Genomic DNA, 26,082 nt, shown 5'->3' on the forward strand with positions numbered 1-26,082 from the left:
GAAAATCATACATCTTGCCAGTAATTATTAGGAAATATTTAAAAAAAACCACAAAAAAAGCACTGTTCATAGAACAGTGCTTCCTTACTAAAACTAACTCAAACAACTCAAATTTTTTCTAATAACCCGGATTTTGCATGGCTTGTTTTTCATCTGCTGTCAAGGTTCTACCTTCGGTATATATACCGTCCAAGAATGTCTGGGGTATAGGTCTTAATACATGATGGTCCTTAATATTTGGTGCAGCTTCAGGGTTAAACGCAATAGTTCTTTCAACCAAGGTCAATGTTCTGCTCAAATCTTCCCATCGGTGCCATTCCCCACAAAGTTCCCTTGTACGTTCATTTAATACTAGGTTCAACATACGGTCATATTCACCACTAATACCTAATTTGTTGAAAATTGCTTCATCTTCCGCTGGTAAATTATTGATGTCCGTAATGGTAAGGTCAGTGGCATCCGTAGTTACAGGAATATTGTTGGATTCATAGTATGAATTTTCCTTTATGTATGAATTATCCTCTACCGGTTGGCTGAATTCGGATGTTGGGTAAGCCTCGGCACCATCGGTATAAAATGCCCTGTCCTCACCATTTTTATAAGCGCCCCTATTTCTTACGGCATTGATATAATCCAGACCTTCACCATAAGCGCCCATTCTTATTTTTGCCTCTGCGGCCATTAGATAGGTTTCTGCCGATCTGGCTAAAATCTCATCACGTAAGCCCCTGTTATCATTTATGGAACTTCTTGATGAATCAAAATGCTTGGATAAAGAAGGAAATCTAGGGTTTGGCAATAAACCAACACCATCTTCCGCATAGGCAACATATACATGGGGTATGGTCTTGCCATTGTATAGTATGTCTGGATTATTGTTGTTTATCGTAAGGTCAAAACGGTCATCATCTGGTGTATTTATAATATACATAATTCCCAAGTCCTCCCCTGCGGTATACTCCACGCCATCAAAAACACCACCTCTGTTTACCCTGTGTTTGGTTCTAAAGGTTTTCCAGAACCGCGAATCGTTGACATGATCAAAAACATCATACGTAAAATAGGTGGCGGCCAGTCGACTATAGGGCCTCATACCTGTTAAATCTCTTTTCATCATGGGTAGATCATCATACCTTGCGGTAAACGGAACGGTGCTAAAATTAGAAGTTGCCAATGACCTATCCCTACTAAACTGTGCGGAAAGTATTAGTTCAGGTAAAAACTCATTGGGACCGTCCGGTTCCGTATAGTCCCATAATTCTTGATAATTGGCAGCTAACGGATGGTTGGCGATTACTTCATCGGACAATCTTACAACAGCCTGTAGATCTGCCGTTTTTGTTTCTCCGTTCCAAGAATCGTTGATTTCGCTTGCTCTGGTCAAATAAGCCTTTGCCAAATAATGTGCTGCGGCATCCTTACTGATCTGTGCCGGAAAAACGACGGCATTGTCCAGTAGTTCATACGCCTTAGTGAAATCCTCTATTACCTGTGCTAGTACTTCTTCTGCAGATGCCCTGGTAAATTCAAGTTCCACTGTGGTACTTACGGTTAACTTTAATGGTACCCCGCCATACTGTCTTACTAATTTTAAATAATTATAGGCTCTTAGGAAATGTGCCTCGCCCAATGCCGTTTTCTTGACTGCTGGATTATCTGAGTCTATGGCGTTTATAGACTCGATCAATTGGTTGGTCATGGCTATACCAGCATAAAAGTTATCCCATGGCTCCTCAGCTTGTGTACGTGTGGTGATGACTACAGAGTTGAACCTGCTGTCATAATTGTTCCACGGACTATTGGTGTCATCCCCGCCAACATGAAACTCGTCGGTTCCATAATTGGTGGTGGCAAATTGCTGTTCTGAAGGAAATGTCGATGCCAAAACCTTATAAGTTGCCCCTGTCGCCAAGGAAAGAATACCTTCTTCCGTTTCAAAAAATTCGTTGCTTCGCTGTGTGGTCAGTTCTTCTTCCAAAAAATCGTCACTACAAGAACTAAGGTACCCTACTAGCAGTAATGCGGTACATATGTTAACAATGTGTTTTTTATAATTTTTCATGTGTTGTTTATTTTATTAGTCAAGCTGATTTTTTAAAATTCTACGTTCATTCCTACGGTGAAACCTCTATTGGATGCAGAGTTACCAAGGGAGTATCCTTGAGAGTTATTGGCCGGTCTTGTAACATCTAGATCGATCCAATCAACTTTTGAGAAAATAAAACCGGGATTTTGGGCCTGTACATAAAAACGTAGTTTGGATAGTCCAATATCACTCGTAATTTTTTGTGGTAAATTATATCCTAAGGATACGTTTCTTACCTTAATAAAAGAACCGCTTCTATAACCTAACGTGCCAAAATAAGTGTCCCCGAAACCTGCAGAATAGATGGGTTTCTGATATTCAGAATCTGTATTGTTAGGCGTGTAATAATCTACTTTTCTAGAATTATATCTACCTACCAAACCTTCACCGCCAGTGTTATAGGTATAACCAAAACGTCCAAATAGGAAGAACGAAAGCTCTAGGTCCTTATATTTAAAGGTATTTGTAAGGCCTAAAATATATTTTGGAATAGTATTGCCTATGATTACCCTATCATTGTTCGCATCAATTACATAATCGCCATTTTGATCTACCGGACGGGCATTACCAGGTGAAAAGGTATGTCCGTTAGCATTGAACAATGCAATTTCCGCAGCATCTGATTCCTGCCATATACCATTGGATGCATAACCATAGATTACGCCCAATGATTCCCCAATGAACCAATTGTTGTTGATGTCGTCTTCCTTGCCATTGGCCAGCTCAACAATTTCATTTTCTTGCCAAGATGCACTGATATCCGTAGACCATTGAAAATCCTCTGTTCTAACGTTTACCGTATTCAGGGTCAAATCTATACCGTTGCTTTTTGTTTCCCCAACATTGGCAAATGTATTGATATACCCAGTAATTGATGGAATTGATTTTCTAAGCAATAGGTCCGTAGTATTGGAGGTATAGTAATCCATGCTTCCGGATACTCTGCCTGTAAAAAAGGAAAAATCCAACCCATAATTGTATTGTGTGGTTTTTTCCCAGCCCAGTTCTTGATTGGCAAGTGTTTCATCTAATTGTACGCCAGAAACAGCTGTTGATCCTACAGGATAGAATAGGGGAAGTAGTCCTCCTTTTGTGGAGTATGCGTCTATAGCGGCATTACCCGTAACACCTACACCTGCCCTAAGTTTTAGCTGATCGATCCAGTTAGAGTCGGCAAGAAAATTTTCCTGATCTATACTCCAACCTAAGGCAGCACTTGGGAAGAAAGCACCTTTGTTTCCTTCGGCCAACTGAGAAGCACCGTCATACCTTCCAGATACGGTCAGTAAATATTTATTATCGAAACCATAGTTTAAACGGGCCATATATGAAAGCAATTGCCTTTCGGTTAAATCAGAATCATAACTTGAGAGTGCAACGTTATCGGCACTAAGAGCGTTCCATTTTTGACTCGCAAAGGGGATATTGTCCGCTGCCATAAAATTGGACTCTTCAATGAATTGGGTCTGACTTTGTAAAAGTGTTGCACCAAGGTCATGTTTTCCAAATGTCCTGTTATAGAGCAAAAGGTTGTCCAAGGTATAGGATAATCGTTGTCTCTTACGTAAAGCGGCATAACTGGAACCAGTTCTTATGACCGATTGACCATCTAAATAGCTGCCATTTCTATAGGTTTCTATATCCGGACCAAAGTTTGTCCTGAATTTTAGTCCTTCCCAGGCAGAACCAAATGCCCCAAAATCTAACTGGGCGTAAAAGCTTGCAAAAGCCCTTAGGGTTACCCGTTGGTCCTGTGAATAATCCACCTCGTTAATAATGGTCTTTACCGCAATGTCCCCGCCTGGGAATTCAATTCTATTGCCTTCACTATCATAAGGGAGCGTATATTGAAAAATAGACCTTGCACTTTGGTAAAGTCCACTTTGGGCCGAAACACCTACGTTACCTGAAGTGGATTGTCCATATTCCTGAGTACTGTAGGAGGTATTGATATTTCCTCCAAATGTAAACCACTCCGTAGGTGTCAACTCAACGCTAACGTTGGCATTGTAACGCTCGTAACTTTGGCCCACTACACTACCGGTGTTATTGATATACCCAAACGAACCGTACGCCTTCATTTTTTCAGAACCACCACTGGCACTTAGGGTATGTTGATTTGTAAACCCTGTTTGGGTTACAAAATCGGTAAAATCGGTCGTGATTAATTTGGTACCGTCCCAGGTGCCACCTTCCCAACCTCTTAGAATGTTGTTGAATGCCGTATCATCACCAGAAAAAATGGCCTCGTCATTTGCAATAGTGGGTTGGTCGCCTCTAGGGAAAGTGTCAGGGTTTTCATAATATTTGGCCCATCTTCTATATTCCACAAATTCACCTGCGTTAAACTGTGGTGCTGCTTCGTTCAGGGTCTGGGTCGTTATTGCCGTATTATAGCTTAAGGTAAACCGCCCTGATTTTCCTCTTTTGGTAGTTACGATTACAACACCGTTTGCACCACGTGAACCATAAATGGCCGTTGCGGATGCATCCTTTAAAATATCGATAGATTCAATATCCGTAGGATTTATATTATCTATTCCACCGGATATAAGCGGAATACCGTCCAATACATAAAGAGGGGCGTTAGACGCAGAAAGCGATCGTTGTCCCCTAATGGTAATACTTCCTATACTACCTGGTCGTTCATTGGATGAAATATCAACACCTGCGGCCTTTCCTTGCATAGCCTCAATGGCATTGTTTACGGGCCTTGAGTTGATATCTTCAGAGGATACACTAACTATTGATCCCGTAACATCTGATTTTTTAGTGGTACCATACCCTACGACGACAACTTCGTCCAAAAGGGCACTATCTTCTTCCATAGAAATGTCATAGGTGGAATTTGCACCTATTAAAAGTTCCAAGGGCTTATACCCAATAGAGCTGAACACCAATGTTTGGCCTGCCGATGCGTCAATGGAATATTCTCCGTCAAAATTTGCACTGGTACCTGTATTGGTACCTTTTATAACAATATTTACACCCGGTAGAGGAATACCGGAATTATCGGTAATTACGCCCGATATGGTTTTTTCCTGGGCACTAATACCCAGCGAAATCAAGAAAAAACATAAGAACAATGTTTTTTTGAAATTAAGTCGATTTAAGTTTTTCATAGATTGTTAAGTTATTTTGTGTAATCGATTGTACAATATGGAATCATGAAATTATATATTAAAGAAATATGTACTATCCTGTACTTACCTGAGAAAATTGTTAAAATGAAAATTTATACAAATATGTTTTATCATATTCGTAAAATAGCTGTAAAATATTCTGTTAAAAGCAACCTTATAATCTTATGCCTATGCTTATAAATTGAGGTATTTGAATTAATGGAAACTGTAAAAACTACTGCTCAATAACAGGGTACTATTTTACAATTTTAACATCTTGAAGTTCATGGGCGGAAACCTCTATCTGTAAAACACCATTGGTATAATTCAATTGAGAAATATTCATGCTATTATTGTTAATGGCAATACTTGATGGTTTTTTGGATAGATGTATTGTTAAAGTATAGGTGGCAATACTGGAAACATAGGAACCTTTTGGTTGTTGAATTTTAATATGTACGTATTCTTCAGATTCTTCAGTCTCTATAATTGTAGTCGCAAATTCGCCACTTGTATAATTTAATGATTTACCATCATCTGCATATAATGTAAAAGCACTTTTTCCTTTAGGGTATAGGTGTAGGTCAATATTGGTAATCTCATTTTCACCTATATAGTTTTGAGATTTTTGCATCGGTATTATCGCTCCTCCCTTTATGAAAATCGGAATTTGGTCCAATGGGCAAAGAACACTAATATGTTGTTTTCCTTGAAACACTTCTTTGGTCCAATAATTTGTCCATTCGCCTTCTGGTAGATAAACAACTCTGGTTTTTGCGCCTTTATCAACTACAGGGCATACCATCATACTTTCACCCAATAGATACTGGTCTGTAATTTCATATGTATTGGCATCATCTTGATTGTCCAATACCAAGGCACGCATTAATGGTTTTCCTGTATTGTGGTTTTGGTATGCCGTGCTGTATAAGTACGGAATTAATTGGTATCTAAATTCATCATAGAATTTGAATATTCGAGTAGCTTCTTCGCCGTAATTCCAAGGCTCTTTATAATTTGGATGCTCCATGCCAAATAAATGCGCGATCGGACTCAATAATCCAAATTGGGTCCAGCGAATGTATAATTCGGGGTCGGCAACGTGTTCAAATCCTCCCATACAGTGCGCCCAATTACCCACACCGGATAACCCAATGTTTAATCCGGCCTTGATTACAGGTTCAAAATATTGCCATTCGCTTGGCCAATCTCCCGCAAAAATAAAGGGGTAGCGTTGTATACCGGCATACCCTTCTCGGGTGTGGTTCATTCCACGAATTTTATTATACTCTTGAAATTTCTCAAATGGTGCTTTAGCGTAGGCCAACGGAAAAAGGTTATGTAACGACTTTATCTCTTCTCCTTGCGGACCAACTTTATCACTTTCATTCGCTTTATGTCCAAAAGCACTGCCTTCATCTGTTTTTAAGAACATGGCACCTTGGTCGGCCACATTTTTCACCCCTTCTTTCCACCACCAATCCACTGATTTTTTATCAAAGAAATTGACAAACTCACCTTCTCCATTTTCTTCGGGATATACATAGCCACCTTTTCGTGCCTTATCCAGCAATCTATAGGTTTTTCCATTGTCAAAACGTGGGCGTAAATGAAGTCCTACCGCATTTAAGTTCAACGCATATAAACTATCGAACATGGCCTTAGGATTTTTGAAGGTTTCCCGCCATTCAAAAGTAGTAGCGCCCTTGCCACCATTTTCGCCAAAGAACCTCCAAGTGGAATCTAAGTGCAGCACATCTAAAGGAATACCTAATGTCCTGAATTTTTTGGCAAGATCAATTACATATTGTGTTGAGGTTTCCGCTTCATGTCCCCATGTGCCTCCGCTATAGGTGCCAACATGTAGTCCCAGGGCGAATTTAGGTAACAGAGGAGATTTTCCGGTAATGTTGGTATAGGTGTCAAGCAAGGTTGAAAAATCAGGACCATACATTACGTAATAATCCAATTCACCTCCTTCGGCATTGAAAGAAAAGGTATCATTTGAGCTATGCCCCATATCCCAATTGGTTGGGTGAGCGTTATGCAAGAATAACCCATAGCCTGCAGTACTCATGAAAAAAGGTACTGGTGAGTAGTTTGCTTCAAGCGGATTATATGCCCCAATAATGTGCGGTAGCCCTTGACCTCTACCTACATTCAAACGTAGTTTTTTACCGCGTCGGTCAAGAAAATCCATGCGTTCTCCAAAACCAAAAAAGTGTTCGTCTGGTTGTAGTTTAAAAGTTGTTCCGGTATGTTCACTAGAAGTATATGAGCTACTGTTATGTTTGTTTTTATGTTCTTCTAAAAGCACTTTTCCGTTCCGGTCTAATATGGAAATCGCAAAAGGTTTCTTGCCAATTTTTAATTTAATTTTATCCGTTGAAAATTCGAGTTCTTGATCGTTTTCTTTCTTGTTATAATTTACTTGAGGCCAATCATAGCGGACTACCATCCAAGGTTCGTTCTCTGCAAATTCCCCGTTCCAAGAAGTTCTAATGCGCGCCGCATCGGTTGAAATAAATTCAATTTTTACTTGACCATTACTAGTCCTTAGTGTTATTTCATTACCGGTTTCAGATTGTATTTCTTCAAAGTTGCCTAAAAAAGTTTGTGCAGTGGCGCAAAAACTAAAGGTGAAAATGCAAAAAATAAGAGATAAACGTAAAAATTTCATATTCAAAAGTTACAGTGTGATGGGGGTAAGTTACAGGTAGAAAATATTGATTGTATCCTGTACTATGCTGTCAGTAATTTGATTTTGTATTTTCAGCATAGCACAGGATGGTCATGTTTGTGAATGATGTTATTTTAGGGGCTATGGAATTTTCGCTTAAAAGAATTAAGAAAAGTGTTAGTAATTGTTGCTGTTTGTTGTTGTGTGCAACTGCAGTTTTACATGCACAAAATCAGCATAAAAACGGCCCTAATGCACAGGAAAGTCTTGTGTTTACTGAAAACATTGACAGTGAAATACCTGCAAACACTACAAAACCATGGACCCGCTGGTGGTGGATGGGTAGTGCAATTGATGAACAAAACATTAAGGCCTCTTTAATCTCGTTTTCTAAAGTAGGTTTGGGTGGTGTAGAAATTACGCCAATTTATGGGGTAGAAGGGGAAGATGCCAATAACGTTCCCTTTTTATCTGAACAGTGGTTGGCGCTGTTGGATTTTACCATTAAAACAGCCGATAGTTTAGGCATGCAGGTAGATATGAATCTGGGAACGGGTTGGCCCTATGGCGGACCGCAAATAGATTTGGAGCATGCAGCAACACGATTGGTTGTAGATAGTGTTCAACTATTGAAAGGGCAACGCTTTACGGGAAATCTAACTCCGCAAAATGTGAAGGATACCCTTGGTGCCAAAATAGCCGCCGTTATGGCTTTTGGCAAAGATGGTAGTGTGGTTGATTTAACATCTAACCTACAAAACAATAGTTTAAAATGGAAAGCCAAAAAAACCGATTATACGTTGTATACCGTCTTTACCGGTAAAACAGGGCAAAAGGTAAAACGTGCTGCGCCAGGCGGAGAAGGATATACGGTAGACCATTATTCCAACAAGGCATTTGAACAATATGTAACCCGATTTAATGCGGCACTTAAAAACAATGGCAAAGGGTTGCGGGCTATTTTTAATGATAGTTATGAGGTTTACGGAACAGATTTCACCCCTGATTTTTTCGAACAATTTGAGCGGCTTAGAGGATATGATTTAAAACCGCATTTGCAAGAATTATTCGCTACCTCTGATACTGAAATGGCGAATAGAATTAAGAGTGACTATCGTGAAACCTTGTCAGATTTGTTATTGACCGAATTTGATGAACCTTGGACGGAATGGGCAAACCAACATGGGTATACATCTAGATTACAAGCGCATGGTTCGCCAGGTAATCTAATCGATTTTTATGCCGCAGCGGATATTCCTGAATGTGAAACATTTGGTTCCATGCCCTATGATATTTCTGGGTTTAGAAGGGAAAAAGAAGATATTAGGGAAGGTGATGCCGATCCGGTAATGCTGAAATTTTCTTCTTCTGCCGCGCACATTGCAGGTAAACCTTTGGTGTCATCAGAGACATTTACATGGTTACGCGACCATTTTAAAACCTCGTTATCGCAAACTAAACCAGAAGCTGAAGATTTGTTGCTGAACGGTGTTAACCACATATTTTTACATGGTTCTACCTACTCGCCAAAAAGGGCGGTTTGGCCAGGTTGGAAGTTTTATGCGTCGGTAAATTTTAATGAAAACAATACCATTTGGGAAGATGCCCCGGCATTGTTCTCCTATATTGAAAATTGCCAGAAACTGTTGCAATCAGGTAAGCCGGACAATGAAATATTACTCTATTGGCCTATTCATGATGTATGGGACGATTATTTAAAGGGTCAACGCTTTTTTCAGTTTAAAATCCACTCGTTGGATGAATGGCTGCACGGCACCAAGTTTTACGGTCTTGCAACCGAATTAGCACAACAAGGGTATGCGACCGACTTTATATCTGACCGATTTATTGAAGACCTATCCTATGAAAATGGTTCATTGCAAACCCAAGGTGTTGCCTATAAAAGCTTGGTGGTGCCAGATGCCGATAAAATGCCATTGGCTACATTCAAGAAGCTAGTAGAACTTAAAAAACAGGGAGCTCAAATAATCTTTCAAGGGCTACCGGAGTCCGTGCCTGGCTTTGCTGATTACCAGGAAAAGAATCACACCTTGTCACAGTTAAAGACTGAGAACAAATTAGTGTTGCATCCTGAAAAGTCAATTGGTAAGGCCTTACGTGATAATGGACTGTATCCAGAAACGATTGTTGAAACCGGACTCAAATTTATCCGCAGAGACATCAATGGGGAAAAAATCTACTATTTGGTGAACCATACGGCAAATGCTATAAGCGGAACATTTCCTATACAAACAGAAGCTGAAAAGGTAATTCTTTATGACCCATTGTCTCAAAAAGTAGGCGTGGGAAAAAGCGAAATTCAGAATGGTATAACCTTAGTGAAGTTACATATTCCTTCTGGCGGTTCACTCTTTTTAAAAACCGCCCAATCATCTAGCAAGGAATCATGGGTGTATTTAAAAGAATCAGAAACATCGCATGTATTAAATGGTGAATGGAAGATTGATTTTATAAAAGGCGGTCCCTCATTACCAGAATCAGCAACTTTAAATGAGTTGAACTCTTGGACGGAATTAGGGGGGGATGCTTCTTATTTTTCAGGAACGGCACGATATGAAACTACATTTGAAAATCCTGATGCTACTATAGAAAATTGGAAGTTACGCTTTAACGAAGTTCGAGAAAGTGCTAAAATTTGGCTCAATGACGTGTATGTAGGTACGCTTTGGGCAAATCCTTTTGAGTTGGAGTTATCGAATTTAAAATCGGGAAAAAACACATTACGAGTAGAAGTTACCAACTTGCCCGCAAACAGAATCAGAGCTAAAGAACTACGGGGAGAAGAATGGAAGATTTTCAAGGAAATTAATATGGTGAATAAGGATTATCAAAAATTTGATGCCACAATTTGGAGCCCTACACCATCAGGATTACTAGGAGAGGTTTCCTTAATACCATTAATCAAAAACTAACACAAAATATATGAAGTGCAGTAAAATGATACTTATTTTGGGAGTATGTCTTTTTCAGGGTATGCTGAACGCCCAAGAAATAAACAGGGATTCCGTCTTAAAGAATATGCAACTTGCCAACAATTATTTTATGGAGAAATGGCAAGATGTGGGCAAAACCATAATCACCAATAAGGAACGGCCCAGTAATATTTGGACCCGTGGGGTGTATTACGAGGGGTTAATGGCCTTGCATGAAATTTATCCTAAAGAGGAGTATTACAACTATGCCTATGACTGGGCAGAGTTTCATAAGTGGAGTTTTAGATATGGTACCGCAAACAGAAACGCTGATGATTACTGCGCTGCTCAAACCTATATTGATCTTTACAATTTAGAGCCTGATCCAAAGAAATTAAAGAATACAAAGGCAACGATAAATATGTTGCTGAACACGCCTCAAGTAGATGATTGGTCATGGATAGATGCCATACAAATGGGTATGCCCGTTTTTGCTAAACTCGGCGTGTTGGAGAACGATGACCGATATTTTGAAAAAATGTATGAGATGTACATGTTTACCAGAAATAGTCATGGTGATAATGGGTTGTATAATCCTAAAGACGGACTCTGGTGGCGCGATGCTGATTTTGACCCACCATATACGGAACCTAATGGGGAAGATTGCTATTGGAGTCGTGGTAACGGTTGGGTAATTGGGGCATTGGCCAAAGTGTTAACGATTATTCCAGAAGATGCTCCGCACCGCCAGCAATATGTAGATGACCTTGTAGCCATGTCAGAAGCACTGGTTCCCATTCAACGTAAAGATGGTTTTTGGAACGTTAGTCTACACGACCCAAAACATTACGGTGGTAAGGAATTATCCGGCACGGCATTATTTGTTTACGCAATGGCCTACGGTGTAAATAATGGCATATTAAGTAAAGAAAAATATCGACCTATAATTGAAAAGGGATGGAATGCTATGGTAAAGGATGGTCTGCATGACAACGGATTTTTAGGTTTCGTGCAATCTACAGGTAAAGAACCAAAAGACGGACAACCACTTTCCTATACCAAAACACCTGATTTTGAAGATTACGGATTAGGATGTTTTCTGCTAGCAGGCAGTGAAGTCTACAAAATGAAGTAAATTCAGATTCAAATCCGACCAAAAATGAATTTTAAAAGTTTTTTACTAGTAGTTTGCTTTACCACTTTGGGCTTTTCACAGCAAAAGGAAATTACCTTATGGCCAGACGGAGTTCCTGGCAGTATTCAAAATGATGCCTATGAAGAATCAGTAACCTATGATGTTTTAGAAGTTGTGCGGGGCGTATCTAAAGTATCACAACCGACCCTTACACCGTTTTTGGCCGATAGTTCTATTGCTAATGGTACCGCGGTAATAATTTGTCCGGGTGGTGGGTACACGCATTTGGCCATTAATAAAGAAGGATGTAAAGTTGCAAAATGGTTGAATACGCTCGGTATTTCTGCCTTTGTACTTAAATATAGAATGCCTACGGATGAAACTATGACCGACAAAACAGTAGGTCCGCTACAAGATGCACAAGAAGCAATGCGCATGGTCCGTAAAAACGCAAAACGCTATAATATTGATGCCAGTAAAATTGGAATTTTAGGTTTTTCTGCTGGCGGACATTTGGCAAGTACACTATCCACCCATTTTAATGACAAAGTTTATGAGCACGATGCATCAATCAGTGCAAGACCAGATTTTTCGGTATTGGTTTATCCGGTAATTTCTATGAAAGATGGTGTTACACATGCGGGTTCTAAGCGAAACTTATTGGGTGAGAATCCATCCGAAGAACGTATCAATCAATATTCAAATGCACTTCAAATTCACAATACCACACCACCAACTTTTTTAGTGCATGCTACCGATGATACCGTAGTACCTGTTGAAAATAGTTTGGAATATTATAACACGCTAAAGCAGTACGATGTGCCGGCAGAGTTACATATTTATGAAAATGGCGGACATGGTTTTGGACTAGGAGTTTCGGGCACAAATGCAAACTGGCCAAACGATTTAAAACAGTGGTTTTTAGCACATGATTTGGTAAAGAAAGATGAGGTATACCTCTTTTCTTATTTCGTAGGTAATGGAGAAGATGGTTTACATTTTGCCTATAGTGAAGATGGGTATAAATGGGAAAGTCTTCGCAACGGAGCATCTTATTTAACCCCAGAAGTAGGTAAGGATAAGCTCATGCGCGACCCTTGTATTATTAAAGGTGGCGATGGTAAATATCATATGGTTTGGACCGTTAGTTGGACGGATAAAGGAATTGGTTATGCATCATCAGATGATTTAGTGAAATGGTCAACACAGCAATTTATTCCTGTAATGGGAAAAATGGAAGGTACCCGAAATACTTGGGCACCAGAGATTACCTATGATGATGCTACAGGCGTATATATGATTTATTGGGCAAGTACTATAGAAGGTAAGTTTCCAGAAACCAAAAGCAAAAAAGAAAACGGGTATAACCACCGCATGTATTATACCACTACCAAAGATTTTAAAACTTTTACGGATACTAAACTACTTTATGAGCCTGGCTTTAACGTAATCGATTCATCTATTTATACATGGGAAGATAAATTTATCATGTTCTTGAAAGATGAAACTGTTGAGCCTGAGCAAAAAAATATTAAAATGGCGTTTAGCGATAATCTGGAAGGACCTTATTCGCAAGCAAGCAACCCTATTAGTGGAGATTATTGGGCAGAAGGGCCAACGGCCATTCGTATAGAAGGCAAATGGATCGTCTATTTTGATAAGTATAAGAATCATGCCTATGGTGCAGTTGCTTCTAGCGATTTAAAGAACTGGGAAGATATTTCTGATCAGGTTTCTTTTCCTGAAGGGTTACGCCACGGTACTGTAATAAAAGTACCAAGGTCAATGTTGAAGAATTTAAAGTAGTCTGTTATAACATTGGGACATTCTGCAGGACTTTGCAGAGACTACGGGTTACCAAAACAATAAATAATTAATCATGGGAATCAAAAGAGGCGTAAGGGTAAGTAGTTTTATCATTTGGGCAACGGTATTCTCGTGTGCTTTGGGCTTCTCACAAACACCCATTACAGATGTAACGGTAGAATATGTAAAAACTCCTTTAGGGATAGATATCGATACACCACGATTTGGTTGGAAAATGAAAACCGACCTTAGTAAAAAAGGTCAGTCGCAATCGGCATATCAAATTATAGTTTCTGATGAATCTGGTGACACTACTTGGGATTCCGGAAAGGTAACTAGCGATATTTCTTTGGCTATTGCTTATGAAGGAGAAGCTTTGTCACCACGAACACGCTATACTTTTGTGGTACATGTTTGGGATGAGGAAGGGAAACAAAGCACCGCTACGTCATGGTTTGAAACCGGCTTGATGGACGATAACCCAAATTCCGAACAGTGGAACGGTGCACAGTGGATCGGTGGCGGGGACAATGATATGGTCTTTTATTCCCACTATTTATCGGTCTATAAATTTGAATATACCGTACAATTGGATAAGAAATCCAAGAGCGATAAAGCGTCCTTTATTTTTGGAGCCAATGATGCCCGTTTGTTGGATAAGAATAAAAATATTCAAGGTGTTGCAGCTACGAAAAACGAGAGTTATGTAAATTTTGAACTGGATATTAGTGCGGTAGACGGTTCTGAAGAAGGAAAAGCAAAACTTATAGTATATCGCAAAGGATATACCAATGAAGATGATGAATATACTCCTTTTAGGTCGTATGAAATACCGTTAGATAAAATCAATGAAGGGAACAAATTTGATGCACATACGTTTTACACACATTGTAATTTTGGTTTGTTCAAAGTGTATTTAAATGGAGAGGATGATGAAGATTTAATTTCTACCGATGATGTTATTTCAGCATCCCCTTTTGCACCAAAGGGCTTTAATTTAAATCCGATAGGAACAGGCAATGATTATATCACTTTCCCTATGTTGGCAGATATTGGGTTTTCCGTTAATCCATCCCAAAAAGCATCATTTTCAAATATTGTAGTCAGGAATTTACGTGCGCCTTCCAATATAATATTTGCGGAAAATATAGATTCAAATTCTACGTACAACGGTATTTTTTCAGAAGCAATTCAACAGAACGCCGCTATAAGTATTAATGAAAATGCCATTGAAATTGATGGAGGCACCACCGGATATAAGGTTATTACGGACCCAAGCCAAAATGCGGCCCCTATGTTGCGAACGGAGTTCAATACCGCTACTAAGAACATTGCAAAGGCAAGATTATATGTTACCGCACGCGGTATTTATGAAATGTACCTAAACGGAAAACGAGTGGGTGAGGACTATTTTAATCCGGGACTTACGCAGTATAACAAAACACATATGTACCAAACATATGATGTAACGGATATGGTGAATTCTGGTACAAACGCGCTTGGAGGTTGGCTTAGTGAAGGTTGGTGGAGTGGCAATATTACCTATCAAGGAGATTTTTGGAACTTTTTTGGAGACCGGCAGTCGTTACTTGCGCAATTGATAATATCATATGATGATGGCTCCGAACAAACCATCACAACCAATGATGAGGAGTGGGAGCTATTTACGAATGGACCAATAAAATACGGTAGCTTTTTTCAAGGCGAGGTATATGATGCCACCAAGGAAAACTTGGTTGAAAATTGGTCAACTGCTGCATATGATACTAATGGCTGGAAAAAAGCAGTAGAAGTTTCATTGACCGGGACCATCTATACGGGTAAAGAATTAAATTTTGATGGTTTTAAATTGACGGCGCAAGTGGGTGAAAACCCTAGTGTTATTGACACCTTAAAAGCGATAGCTGTAGATGAGGTTCGTCCCGGGGTATTTGTTTATGACATGGGTCAGAATATGGTGGGTTTTCCAAATATAAAACTACCAAGTGGAAGCGCTGGAGATACCATTACCATGCGTTATGCAGAAATGCGTTATCCGGATTTGGAAGAACATGGAGATGCTGTAGGCATGGTAATGATGGAGAATATCCGGGCGGCTTTAACCCATGATACCTATATTAGAAAAGGAGGGTTAGAGACTATTCAGCCCCGCTTTACATTTCACGGCTATCGATATATTGAGATTACCGGAATAGACAAAGCCTTGCCATTAGAGGCTGTAAACGGTTTGGTGGTGAGTTCTATTAAAGAAATTACATCAAACTATGAGACGTCAAATAAACTAGTCAATAAATTATGGGAGAATATTACATGGTCGCTGCGTGGTAATTTCTTGTCCATACCTACCGATACACCTGCACGTAACGAACGTATGGGATGGAGCGGGGATATTAGTGTATTTTCTGAAGCGGCTACCTATTTGGCGAACATTGGTCCGTTCTTAGACCGACATCTATTGGCTATGCGCGATGTGCAACGGGAAGATGGTCGCTTTACGGATGTAGCACCTCTTGGCGGCGGATTTGGTGGAACCCTTTGGGGAAGTGCCGGTATAATTGTAGCATGGGAAACCTACCAGCAATACGGGGATTTGGGTCTATTGGGTAGGCATTATGAGGCCATGAAGGCTTATGTGGAATTTTTAAACAGTAAAATTGACCCTGAAACTGGCATATTACACGAAGGCCCGTTAGGAGATTGGCTTAGTCCCGAAGGATATAAGAATGACGATACGTTGCTGTGGGCAACTTATCATTTACGTGATATTGAAATTTTAAGTAAAACGGCTGCCTTATTAGGAAAATCTGCAGATGCGGTAACATATCAAAAGCAATACGATGAAAGAAAACAATTTTTGAACCGCACATATGTTGACATTGAAACAGGTAAAACAGTACATCTAGGCAATCAGAGTTTCAGTTTTGGACCTCCGTTGCCAAAAGATAAAATGAAGCATAAAGGTGATTTTATAGACACCCAGGCATCGTATGCAATTCCCTTAAATTTTAATGTATTATACAATGAACATATTCAAAAGGCGACTGCCAATTTGGTAGCTTCAATTGAACGAAGTAACGAAGACGAGTTGTGGGTGCATAGACCAAAATATTCCTTAATGACCGGTTTTATTGGTACGGCATCTATAAACCATGCATTGTCCGAGAATGGGGAGCATAAAACGGCATATAAACTTCTTCAGCAAACGACCTACCCATCTTGGTTGTATCCTGTAGTGAACGGTGCTACTACCATTTGGGAGCGATTAAACTCCTATACCGTGGAAGATGGTTTTGGGGGCAATAATAGCATGAACTCTTTTAACCATTATTCTTTTGGGGCAGTAGCCGCTTGGATGTATAATTATTCCCTCGGTATTCAACGAGACGTCAACAATCCTGGTTTTAAACATTTTGTATTGCAGCCAATCCCGGACCCTACCAAGGAAATGACGTTTGCAAAAGGGTATTATGATAGTATGTACGGTCGAATTGCAAGCGAATGGCAATGGGTTGAAGATGGCTGGACGTATTCGGTAACCGTACCTGCAAATACTACGGCAACGTTAAAAATAAACACTACAGAGTTGGGCAATATAACTGTAGGCGGTAAGAAAATTAAAAAAGCAAAAGGAGTTTCTTTTACAAGTCAGAATGGCAAAAATGTGGTATTGGAGCTCGTTTCTGGAACGTATAGTTTTAAGGTAAACGAATAGGTTATTATAATTAGGGTTGAATTTTTAATTCTTTTAAAAATTTAAACTGTACGCCCACTCAATTTTTCAAGCAATTCCATGACCAAAACTCCATCTTCTACCGGACATGGATTCTCTGCCTTGTTCAAGAAATAATCTACAGTAGCTTTAATCATGGGTTCTTGCACATGTTTTGGGTTATCAAAAGCGAAGGTTTCAATTCCATTTTCAGTAGTAAGGAATACGCTGTCTCCAAAAAAGGAAAATTTGATAGTTCCTTCTGTACCATAAATGATGCATTCGTCCTTTTTGCTTTTATCGGCTACATTAAAGTTCCATACTCCTCTAAATTGAACTCCACTTTTAAAAGATAGTATTCCGTTTACAACTTCTTCAACTTTAGAAGTGTTTTTTGACTGTTTAGAAAACCCGGTAGCCGCGGCTATAGGCCCGAAATAATGAATCATTAAATCGATTTGATGTGGTGCCAGGTCATAAAAATATCCACCACCGGAAACCTCGGGATTTAACCGCCAGTTTTCTTCTGAAGCTGCAACCAGGTTAGCTACTTTTGGTTGTAATATTTGGATGTCTACATGGGTGATGTTTCCAATGATTTTTTCGTCTAAAAGTTCCTTTACCTTTAAAAATGCAGGTAATTTTCTGCGATAGTGCGCCACGGTAAGTTTGCCGCTACTTTTGGTAACAGCATCACAAATTTGTTTTGCCTCAACAGCATCTAGAGCCATCGGTTTTTCCAGGTATACTAGTTTGCCGGCATCTAAAGCTTTTAGGGCATATTCCAAATGGGTGGAGGGTGGTGTTGCAATGTACACGGCATCAATTTGCTCATTGTTCAAGATATCCTCGGCATCACTGCTAAAGTTGGGAACATTATGCCGTTTGGCAAAGTCTTTTGCTTTTGCTTCATCTCGCCGCATTACCATAACTAAGTTTGAATGTTCAATGCGTTGAAAAGCCGGGCCACTTTTTATTTCTGCAACATCTCCACAGCCAATTATTCCCCAATTAATAGATTTCATAATGAGTTTATTATAACTTTCTTAAAACTACAAAATAACCTTGAGTTACTATTTGTGCCAATAGGATTCTTAAAATTGGACCCATTAAATTATTTTTGATCAAAATTTAAGAATAATGGCTTCAGGTTTTTTTGCGATTTTAGATGATGTAGCGGCACTGCTAGACGATGTTGCGACAATGAGTAAGGTCGCTACCAAAAAAACGGCAGGTATCCTAGGGGATGACCTGGCGGTAAATGCTGAAAAGGCATCCGGTTTCGTGTCCAGTAGGGAAATCCCGGTACTTTGGGCCATTACTAAAGGTTCGCTATTAAATAAAATTATTATCCTGCCCATTGCGTTTTTGTTAAGTGCATTTTTACCCTGGGCCGTTACCGTAATTTTAATTCTTGGTGGCGTGTATTTGGCCTATGAAGGCGCGGAAAAAATATATGAGTTTTTCGTTCCCCATGAACATGCCTCCAATTCTATGGAAACAAAGTCGATGAGCAAGGCGGAAATTTTGGAAATGGAAAAGACAAAAATAAAATCTGCCATAGTTACGGATTTTATTCTGTCCATAGAAATTGTAATTATTGCATTGGGAGCCGTTATCCAAGAACCGCTGGTTACCCAAATAGCGGTAGTTTCTTTTGTGGCCCTATTGGCTACCGTTGGTGTTTATGGAATAGTGGCGTTAATCGTAAGAATGGATGAATTTGGAACACGATTGATCAATATAAACGAGGAAGATAATAGTATATCAGATAAGATCGGTCGTTTCTTCGTCAATGCATTGCCCAAAGTAATTAAGGCCTTGTCCGTAATTGGTACGATAGCCCTGTTATTGGTATCTGGAGGTATTTTTGTACACAATATAGATTTTTTCCATCATTTATTGCCCAATGTACCCGGTATAATAGTGGAGTTCGGAGTTGGTTTAATAGTAGGGTTTTTGGCACTTCTTATTTTTAATGGGGTAAAGGCTTTATTTGTAAAAAAATAGTTGGGTATGTCTAGCGGATTTTCTTTTGTGGCGATTCTAGTGGTTGTCCCATCATAAGTTTATGGAACAAATGAGCTTGCCTTATCTACGTGAAGGGGTACATAGGTCTGTATGATATAGGGGGTAATTTTACGCAACGTTTCTCCCGTTACGGGGTGCAGGCCTGGTGAGGTAAAATATTCTATTTCTTGATCTTTGTTTTTAGAGTACCATATTAAGGGCATATCGTTTTCATTAAAGAAATTGTAAGATTGGGAAACCTTTACTTTTTTAAAGCTGGTCAGCTTTACCTTATCTAATGGGATAATAGGTGTACCATAGTTAGATAATTGACCATGGTCACAGGTTACGGCTACGTAGACCGAGTCTGCCCATGTCATGCATGAGGGACTTACAGATTTTATATCTCGTTGGTTCACTATCCAATTTTGATATCCAAACATTAAAAGAACCATGCCAAATGCAATACTAATGGTAATGATCAATCGCCTTTTATTGCGTACGGTAACCGGAAGCTCCTTTGCCGGTGGAGGTGCAATTTGTACATAGTCCTTAAAATTTTCATATCCTAGGTATTTGCAAAAGAGATCAATGCTATCTGCATTTGGTTTTCCATACTTTGTTTTTTTGTTCAAGTACCTATCATATGCTCTTTCCAGTGTTCTGGAACTTAAGTCGGTCTCATTGCTTATATGGTTCGATAAAGCAAATTTTGAATGTTTTGGATGCTCATTTTTGGCTTTTTTGAACACCTCGTATACAATTTCCCCAATAATTTTTTCATTCATTGCTCCAATAATAAAGAATTTAAATAGAAATTTTTAAAAAGACACCTTGTAAACCCTTGGTTTTAATGGTGTCGATAATATGTCGAAAACAAGTCGGTGCCTTGTCTGTAGCCGTAAGTTCTTCATCCCCTTACTTTGTTCCCAAGAATGATAGCCGCTATGCATTGCTAACATAGCATTTCTAGAACGTCATTCTTACGGAAATCCGTAATACGGTCATAATTCGGTCAAATTGGAAAGTAGCCGGTTCTTATCGTATTTGATTTCCACTTTCCACAAAAAACACGGAGTACTCCTATACCCTAGGATTGGTATCAATGAATTTGGGATAACCCCAAACGGCCATTCCTATGTCAAATTTTAATGTAAAAAATCATGAAAAAAATTAGCATAACCTTAATGGCCATAGTATGTAGTTTTTTGCTTTACTCGTGTACTACAGATTCGGTTGCGGAAATAGACGGTTTGTACAATACCCAATCTACGGAAGGGGATGATGGTGATCCACCGCCACCGCCACCACCGCCACCACCAGGTGCAAATGATGAGTAATCGTTATTAATTCATTAAATTGGGCCGTACATTGGTATGGCCCAATTTTTAGTTAAAATACACTGCATTTGAAAAGAATTTTACTTTTGATACTACTAGGTATGTGGTCCTGTTCACCTACTGTAGAAGAAGGTTTTTCCAATAATCGGCAAAGTGAGGTAAATAGGTTCTACAATGCTTCCCTGAACAAAGAACTTTCGTTGATCGAACAAATGCAACAGATCAATAAGGCGTTTTCTTTGGTTGATATTGATAAGGCTGAATCCTATTCCAAAATTCTCTATCAAAAGAATAGGCTGCACCTAATGACACAGGAAATAGATAGCCTTAAGTATTACCACCAACTTCTGGTGACACATGCCTTACAGCAGGAAGATTTTGTAATCCTGGGATCCCAATACTATGTAATGGCCTATTATTATGACCAAATTGCCCATCTTACAGATAGTGCCTTTGTCAATTATAACCGTTCTAAAAGTTACTATCAAAAGGTAAATGATAGTGCTTGGGTGGCTAAGAACCTATTGCATATGGGAATCATTCAAAAAAATAAAAATGATTTTTTTGGCAGTAAGGAAACCTTGACGGAAGCCATTGAATACATAAACCCTACAATGGATAGCAATACACTTGCCAGCTGTTATAACCTATTGGCCACCAACCACAGAAAATTGCTCAATTATAACGATGCTATTGATTATTATGAAAAGGCCATTACAGTAAGTAATGTGAAAATAGACCAGCTAATTTTTACAAATAACAAGGCCGCAGTATACACAGATGCTGACCAGAACGAAAAGGCGGTTTCATTGTTGAACACCTTGGTTAAAGATAGTATCCTTGCACAGCATAAAGAAGTGTACGCACGGGTACTGGATAATTTGGCATATGCAAAGTGGCGTATGGGAAATATGGTAAACGAGCAACATTTTTTAGAACCATTGCGTATTAGGTCCCAAATTAAAGATGATAGGGGCAAAATGGCCAGCTTTACCCATTTGGGAGAATTTTATAGTGCCATTGATAAAAATAGGGCAAGGGCCTTGTTTGATTCCGTAATACAATTATCCAAAAAACTAAAGACGCCAAGGGCGGAAAAAGAAGCATTGGCCAATATAATGGATTTGGCCCCAAACAATTTGGAGGTACGTAACCGGTATGTGTTTTTGCAGGATAGTTTATATGAGCAGGAACTTAAGGTTAAAACCCAATTTGCAAAATTTAAGTATGATGATAGGGTTACCCAGGCAAGCAATCTAAGATTGGAAAAGGAGAATGCAGAACAACGTCTGCGTGCCGCACAACAGGAAAAACAAAAAATAGTAGTACTCTCCATTGGCGGTATTATTTTACTATTGGCCCTTTTTGGTATCTATTATTATGGGCAGCGCTCCAGAAAACTGGTACAGGAAAACAAAACTGCCAAATTGGAGGCTACCTATGCAACGGAGGCCGAGCTGTCCAAAAAGCTGCATGATGAATTTGGTGGAAAGCTTAATCATGCCATGCTGTTATTACAGGATACCGATAATCATGACGCAGTCATGGATATTGTAGATGCCCTTTATAGCCAGAGCAGGGATATTTCTAGGGAAATAAACGATGTGGATACCGGTATTCATTTTAAGGAAGTTTTATTTGGAATGATGGGCAATTACTGTAAGAATACTAAATTGATCATTACAGGGAGCAATGAGGTAGATTGGTCCAAAATTTCAACGCTTTCCAAGAAAACGCTGTATAAAGTGTTACAGGAACTTATGATCAATATGCACAAGCATAGCAAGGCTACATTGGTTTCCGTTTCATTTGAAAAAATGGGCAAAAAAATACAAATAGACTATGCGGACAATGGCGTAGGAGCCCCAAAAGAGGCCTTTCATGTAAAAAATGGACTATGGAATACGGAAAAGCGTATTCATGCCATTGATGGAACTATTATTTTTGATTCTGAAGAAGGGCGTGGCTTTGAAGCGCGACTGGTATTACCGAATTAAAAACAATGTAATGATGTTCAATAAAATACTGATTGCCGAAGATTTTCAAGATACCAATAAAGGGATTGTCAATGCACTGCAATCTAGATTGGAAATTGAAAACATTCAAGAGGAATTATATTGCGATAAGGCTTTTAACAGGTTTAAATTGGCCTATGATAGTGGTATACCCTTTAAATTGCTGATAACCGACTTGACCTTTAAGGAAAGCCATGTGGAACGTAGATTAACATCTGGCATGGAATTAATTGCGGCGGTACGCGCCGTGGACGAAAGTATAAAGGTAATCGTGAATTCCATGATAGATAATCCAGCGGAAATAAATAGGTTGTTCAAAGACCTTAAAATAAATGGTTATGTCTGCAAAGGGCGTAATAGTTTAAATGAATTGGTCTATGCCATACAAGAAGTTTATCAAAATAGAACCTATGTTTCTCCTCAACTAAACCTCAATACGGCCAGCAGTGTTTTTGAGATGGATAGGTATGACCTTATTATACTCAAGGATTTGGCAGATGGCTATACCAAAAGGGAAATTTCAGCCAGATTGAAACAGCAACAAATATCGCCCAATAGCGAAAGTACGATAGACAAAAAAGTAAGTAAACTTTTTGATGAATTTGGTGCCAAGAACACGCACCATCTTATCGCAAAATTAATCAAGCAAGGGAAACTGTAGCATATCGATTAAATCATATTTGAATATTTTATTGAGCAATTTTAAACTTCAAGTATACAGGCAAATGGTCAGAAAGTTTACGTGAGCGCTCCAAATTTTCACATGTACGAACAAAATCAATGACCCCACTTTCTGTTTTAGCAAGACTCGTGGAATGGAAAATATTATCTATAGGATGATTGCGGTATTCAAACTCATTACAAACTCTTTTCAAAGTTGTCTTTTCATTGGTTACGGCAGGGTTAAAACCTAAGGATTTTAAATTGGTGAAAATTTTGTGTGATTCGTTTATGTTGAAATCTCCAGCAATGATCATGTTAGAAGCTGTATTGATGGATAAATATTGGGTCATTGCCATAATCTCGGCTTCAGGGTTTTTATGATGGGGCCTGGAGTGAAAGTTTAAAAGGGTTAGTTTCTGGCCAAGTACATAAAAGTCCAATAAAAAAGGTTCCCTGTCAACCGTCGTTTCCAATTCCTTGATAAGCTTTCCCCGGTTCTTGATTTTAATATGTTTCGTTTTCCAGATAAAGGCATAGCGCTCAGTAGTATTTTTAGGAATTTTTGTGGGGTTGCTAATGACATAGTCCCATTGCGCCCCTTTACGGTTCAACAGGTCCGCCAACTTTGCTACCGCTTGGGCACCGCCATAACCAGAAACCACTTCTTGTAAGGCTACGATATCGGCATCTCTAACCAGTTCAGCAATTTGTTCCAATTCCTCACTATTTTTTGTTTTTCCAAAATCCTGAATGTTCCATGAAATTAAGTGAATTTCCTTTTGCTGAGAAAAGGTAAACAATGTAAAAAATAAGAATAGAGTTAAAAATAACGTTTTATGCACATCATTGGTTTTGGTAGAGTGCAAAGCTATGTAAAGTGATGTAATTGAAATTACGTATTTCTGTATTTAAAGAAAGGTTTGGTCCTTTAGTTTAAGTGCAGATGGTAAGCAACTACCCATAAACGAAAAAAGCTCTCAATTTCTTGAGAGCTTCTTGCGGTCTGGACGGGACTCGAACCCGCGACCCCCTGCGTGACAGGCAGGTATTCTAACCAACTGAACTACCAGACCGTGGCGTTTAGCGAGTGCAAATATATGTTGTTTATTGTATTGCGCAAACATTTTATGAAAATATTTTTCATGCTATAGAAATTTATTTCGCTCTACCAAGAAGGTGTTCAGTACGGTAGAGAAATCACTTTGTACATCCACATCCACATATTTTATTTTGTATTGTGCGCATTTGGTCTTAATATCAGCAATATAGCTGTTGATTTTTTTATGGTATGCATCCTTTATATTGTCCGCATAGAGGTCCAAATGTTCTCCGGTCTCAACATCTATAAAGCGCTTTGGGGTGTTTTCAAAATCAAAAAATATTTCATGTTTTTTATCCATAGGATGAAAAAGGACCACATCATGCTTGTTGTACTTTAAATGCCTTAGTGCTTCAAACAGGGCATCATCATCTTTTTCCGTTTGGAACATATCCGTAAACAAAAAAATGAGGCTTCTTCGTTTTATATTCTCTGCTATTTGATGCAGGTAGGTATAGGTTTTCGTTTCCTTTGGGGCTGCTGTGGCATTGCCTATAGTGTTAAGTTGGGCCAGCAACATTTGAAAATGGCGCTCACTACCCTTTTCCGGAGCATAGTAGCTATAGGTGTCCGCATAAACACTTAGGCCTACGGCATCTCGCTGTCTTTTTAATACGTTCATAAGCGCTGCAATGGCCACAACACTAAAACCAATCTTATTAAGCGACCCAAGCTGTAAACGATCAACTTTAGGATAGTACATTGAGGCAGAATTGTCCAGGATCATATGACACCTAAGATTGGTCTCCTCCTCATAGCGCTTGGTATAAAGCTTATCTGTTTTTGCAAAAAGTTTCCAATCTATATGTTTAGTACTCTCCCCATTATTATAGATTTTATGCTCGGCAAACTCTGCCGAAAACCCATGGAACGGACTTCTGTGTATACCACTTATAAAGCCTTCTACCACTTGGTTGGCCAATAGTTCCAGATTGGGGAACAAGGAAGACTTGTTTAATTCTGATTGTACGTTCACAGGAATAAAGATACTAAAGACGGTACAACTTCACGTTTTCCTTTATACCGAAAATTGAATAAAATAAAAAAGAGCCTACAATTGTGGGCTCTTTTTTATTTTTTGATCTATAAGGTTTAAAGACTACAAAAGTGCATCAATTGCATCTGTATATACTTTTTTTGGAGATACGCCTACTTGTCTACTAACGATCTCACCGCCTTTAAATACCAATACCGTTGGTATGTTACGTACACCGTACTTTGCGGCAAACTCTTGGTTGGCATCTACATCTACCTTACCTACAACAGCTTTTCCTTCATATTCACTACTAACTTCGTCAATAATAGGACCTACCATTCTACAAGGACCACACCATGCTGCCCAAAAATCCACTACTACCGGTTTATCGCTTTTTAAAACTACCTCGTCAAAAGTAGCATCTGTTATTTCTAATGCCATGTTATATGCTTTTATTGATTATGCAAATTTAGTCAATTATTTAACTGATTCCTTACGGATTGACAAT

General features: G+C 39.0%; 16 protein-coding genes and 1 tRNA gene. 8 read left to right on the forward strand and 9 right to left on the reverse strand.

The genetic code is table 11. The features are described 5' to 3' along the window. Window positions 1–118 precede the first annotated feature (118 nt). The 3 genes from CHB68_RS02035 to CHB68_RS02045 all read right to left on the reverse strand — a co-directional run bounded on the left by CHB68_RS02035 (window position 119) and on the right by CHB68_RS02045 (window position 7,888). On the reverse strand, window positions 119–2,062 hold the full coding sequence (locus CHB68_RS02035) for a RagB/SusD family nutrient uptake outer membrane protein (RefSeq protein ID WP_089259063.1): 1,944 nt from the start codon (window positions 2,060–2,062) through the stop codon (window positions 119–121). A 32-nt stretch (window positions 2,063–2,094) separates the two neighbouring features. Further along, window positions 2,095–5,208 carry a SusC/RagA family TonB-linked outer membrane protein gene (locus tag CHB68_RS02040; protein ID WP_089259065.1) on the reverse strand — a complete coding sequence of 1,038 codons (3,114 nt, stop codon included), beginning with the start codon at window positions 5,206–5,208 and terminating at the stop codon, window positions 2,095–2,097. A gap of 256 nt (window positions 5,209–5,464) precedes the next feature. Further along, on the reverse strand, window positions 5,465–7,888 hold the full coding sequence (locus tag CHB68_RS02045) for a glycoside hydrolase family 31 protein (protein ID WP_089259067.1): 2,424 nt from the start codon (window positions 7,886–7,888) through the stop codon (window positions 5,465–5,467). Window positions 7,889–7,995: 107 nt separating this feature from the next. On the opposite strand from CHB68_RS02045, the gene CHB68_RS02050 reads away from it, so the two are divergent. The 4 genes from CHB68_RS02050 (at window position 7,996) to CHB68_RS02065 (ending at window position 17,474) form a co-directional block, all read left to right on the forward strand. Continuing rightward, entirely contained in the window at window positions 7,996–10,821 is a 2,826-nt protein-coding gene (locus tag CHB68_RS02050; protein ID WP_245838751.1) for a glycosyl hydrolase, read from the forward strand. Between the two features lie 10 nt (window positions 10,822–10,831). Further along, the gene (locus tag CHB68_RS02055; RefSeq protein WP_089259069.1) at window positions 10,832–11,956 is read left to right on the forward strand and encodes a glycoside hydrolase family 88/105 protein; all 1,125 of its coding nucleotides are present in this window, start codon (window positions 10,832–10,834) and stop codon (window positions 11,954–11,956) included. Between the two features lie 24 nt (window positions 11,957–11,980). Next, complete coding sequence (locus CHB68_RS02060) at window positions 11,981–13,762, forward strand: prolyl oligopeptidase family serine peptidase (protein WP_089259071.1); 1,782 nt, start codon at window positions 11,981–11,983, stop codon at window positions 13,760–13,762. Window positions 13,763–13,835: 73 nt separating this feature from the next. Further along, complete coding sequence (locus CHB68_RS02065) at window positions 13,836–17,474, forward strand: alpha-L-rhamnosidase (protein WP_089259073.1); 3,639 nt, start codon at window positions 13,836–13,838, stop codon at window positions 17,472–17,474. A gap of 41 nt (window positions 17,475–17,515) precedes the next feature. Here the strand turns inward: CHB68_RS02065 and CHB68_RS02070 are convergent, their stop codons facing one another. Further along, window positions 17,516–18,496, reverse strand: coding sequence for a Gfo/Idh/MocA family protein (locus tag CHB68_RS02070; protein WP_089259075.1), 981 nt, complete (start codon window positions 18,494–18,496; stop codon window positions 17,516–17,518). 115 nt (window positions 18,497–18,611) lie between these two features. On the opposite strand from CHB68_RS02070, the gene CHB68_RS02075 reads away from it, so the two are divergent. Continuing rightward, window positions 18,612–19,481: a DUF808 domain-containing protein gene (locus CHB68_RS02075; RefSeq protein WP_089259077.1), complete on the forward strand. Its 870-nt coding sequence runs from the start codon at window positions 18,612–18,614 to the stop codon at window positions 19,479–19,481. 59 nt (window positions 19,482–19,540) lie between these two features. On the opposite strand, the gene CHB68_RS02080 is transcribed toward CHB68_RS02075, so the two are convergent. Next, window positions 19,541–20,269: a hypothetical protein gene (locus CHB68_RS02080; RefSeq protein WP_089259079.1), complete on the reverse strand. Its 729-nt coding sequence runs from the start codon at window positions 20,267–20,269 to the stop codon at window positions 19,541–19,543. A 375-nt stretch (window positions 20,270–20,644) separates the two neighbouring features. Here CHB68_RS02080 and CHB68_RS18510 point away from each other — a divergent pair, with 375 nt between their 5' ends. The 3 genes from CHB68_RS18510 to CHB68_RS02090 all read left to right on the forward strand — a co-directional run bounded on the left by CHB68_RS18510 (window position 20,645) and on the right by CHB68_RS02090 (window position 23,497). Continuing rightward, entirely contained in the window at window positions 20,645–20,821 is a 177-nt protein-coding gene (locus CHB68_RS18510) for a hypothetical protein (protein ID WP_179213122.1), read from the forward strand. A 68-nt stretch (window positions 20,822–20,889) separates the two neighbouring features. Next, window positions 20,890–22,818 carry a tetratricopeptide repeat-containing sensor histidine kinase gene (locus CHB68_RS02085; protein ID WP_143815159.1) on the forward strand — a complete coding sequence of 643 codons (1,929 nt, stop codon included), beginning with the start codon at window positions 20,890–20,892 and terminating at the stop codon, window positions 22,816–22,818. A gap of 10 nt (window positions 22,819–22,828) precedes the next feature. Further along, window positions 22,829–23,497, forward strand: a complete 669-nt coding sequence (locus CHB68_RS02090; RefSeq protein WP_245838752.1) for a DNA-binding response regulator — start codon at window positions 22,829–22,831, stop codon at window positions 23,495–23,497. A 28-nt stretch (window positions 23,498–23,525) separates the two neighbouring features. Here the strand turns inward: CHB68_RS02090 and CHB68_RS02095 are convergent, their stop codons facing one another. From CHB68_RS02095 to trxA, 4 genes are all read right to left on the reverse strand, one after another. Next, window positions 23,526–24,341 (reverse strand): endonuclease/exonuclease/phosphatase family protein, encoded by an 816-nt coding sequence (locus CHB68_RS02095; RefSeq protein WP_089259745.1) that lies wholly within the window; start codon window positions 24,339–24,341, stop codon window positions 23,526–23,528. Between the two features lie 157 nt (window positions 24,342–24,498). Then, window positions 24,499–24,572, reverse strand: a tRNA-Asp gene (locus CHB68_RS02100). Window positions 24,573–24,644: 72 nt separating this feature from the next. Beyond that, window positions 24,645–25,574 (reverse strand): DUF58 domain-containing protein, encoded by a 930-nt coding sequence (locus CHB68_RS02105; protein WP_089259083.1) that lies wholly within the window; start codon window positions 25,572–25,574, stop codon window positions 24,645–24,647. A gap of 123 nt (window positions 25,575–25,697) precedes the next feature. After that, window positions 25,698–26,015, reverse strand: coding sequence for a thioredoxin (gene trxA, locus CHB68_RS02110; RefSeq protein WP_089259085.1), 318 nt, complete (start codon window positions 26,013–26,015; stop codon window positions 25,698–25,700). Between the last annotated feature and the right edge of the window lie 67 nt (window positions 26,016–26,082).

The organism is Maribacter sedimenticola (genome assembly GCF_900188415.1).
GTDB classification, from domain to species: domain Bacteria; phylum Bacteroidota; class Bacteroidia; order Flavobacteriales; family Flavobacteriaceae; genus Maribacter; species Maribacter sedimenticola.

Bases quoted from the DNA above. Each gene is read 5' to 3' on its own strand.
- CHB68_RS02035 (WP_089259063.1), bottom strand. From the start codon at position 2,062: ATGAAAAATTATAAAAAACACATTGTTAACATATGTACCGCATTACTG.
- CHB68_RS02065 (WP_089259073.1), top strand. From the start codon at position 13,836: ATGGGAATCAAAAGAGGCGTAAGGGTAAGTAGTTTTATCATTTGGGCA.
- CHB68_RS02050 (WP_245838751.1), top strand. From the start codon at position 7,996: ATGGTCATGTTTGTGAATGATGTTATTTTAGGGGCTATGGAATTTTCG.
- CHB68_RS02055 (WP_089259069.1), top strand. From the start codon at position 10,832: ATGAAGTGCAGTAAAATGATACTTATTTTGGGAGTATGTCTTTTTCAG.
- CHB68_RS02090 (WP_245838752.1), top strand. From the start codon at position 22,829: ATGATGTTCAATAAAATACTGATTGCCGAAGATTTTCAAGATACCAAT.
- CHB68_RS02080 (WP_089259079.1), bottom strand. From the start codon at position 20,269: ATGAATGAAAAAATTATTGGGGAAATTGTATACGAGGTGTTCAAAAAA.
- CHB68_RS02040 (WP_089259065.1), bottom strand. From the start codon at position 5,208: ATGAAAAACTTAAATCGACTTAATTTCAAAAAAACATTGTTCTTATGT.
- CHB68_RS18510 (WP_179213122.1), top strand. From the start codon at position 20,645: ATGAAAAAAATTAGCATAACCTTAATGGCCATAGTATGTAGTTTTTTG.
- trxA (WP_089259085.1), bottom strand. From the start codon at position 26,015: ATGGCATTAGAAATAACAGATGCTACTTTTGACGAGGTAGTTTTAAAA.
- CHB68_RS02070 (WP_089259075.1), bottom strand. From the start codon at position 18,496: ATGAAATCTATTAATTGGGGAATAATTGGCTGTGGAGATGTTGCAGAA.
- CHB68_RS02045 (WP_089259067.1), bottom strand. From the start codon at position 7,888: ATGAAATTTTTACGTTTATCTCTTATTTTTTGCATTTTCACCTTTAGT.
- CHB68_RS02075 (WP_089259077.1), top strand. From the start codon at position 18,612: ATGGCTTCAGGTTTTTTTGCGATTTTAGATGATGTAGCGGCACTGCTA.
- CHB68_RS02060 (WP_089259071.1), top strand. From the start codon at position 11,981: ATGAATTTTAAAAGTTTTTTACTAGTAGTTTGCTTTACCACTTTGGGC.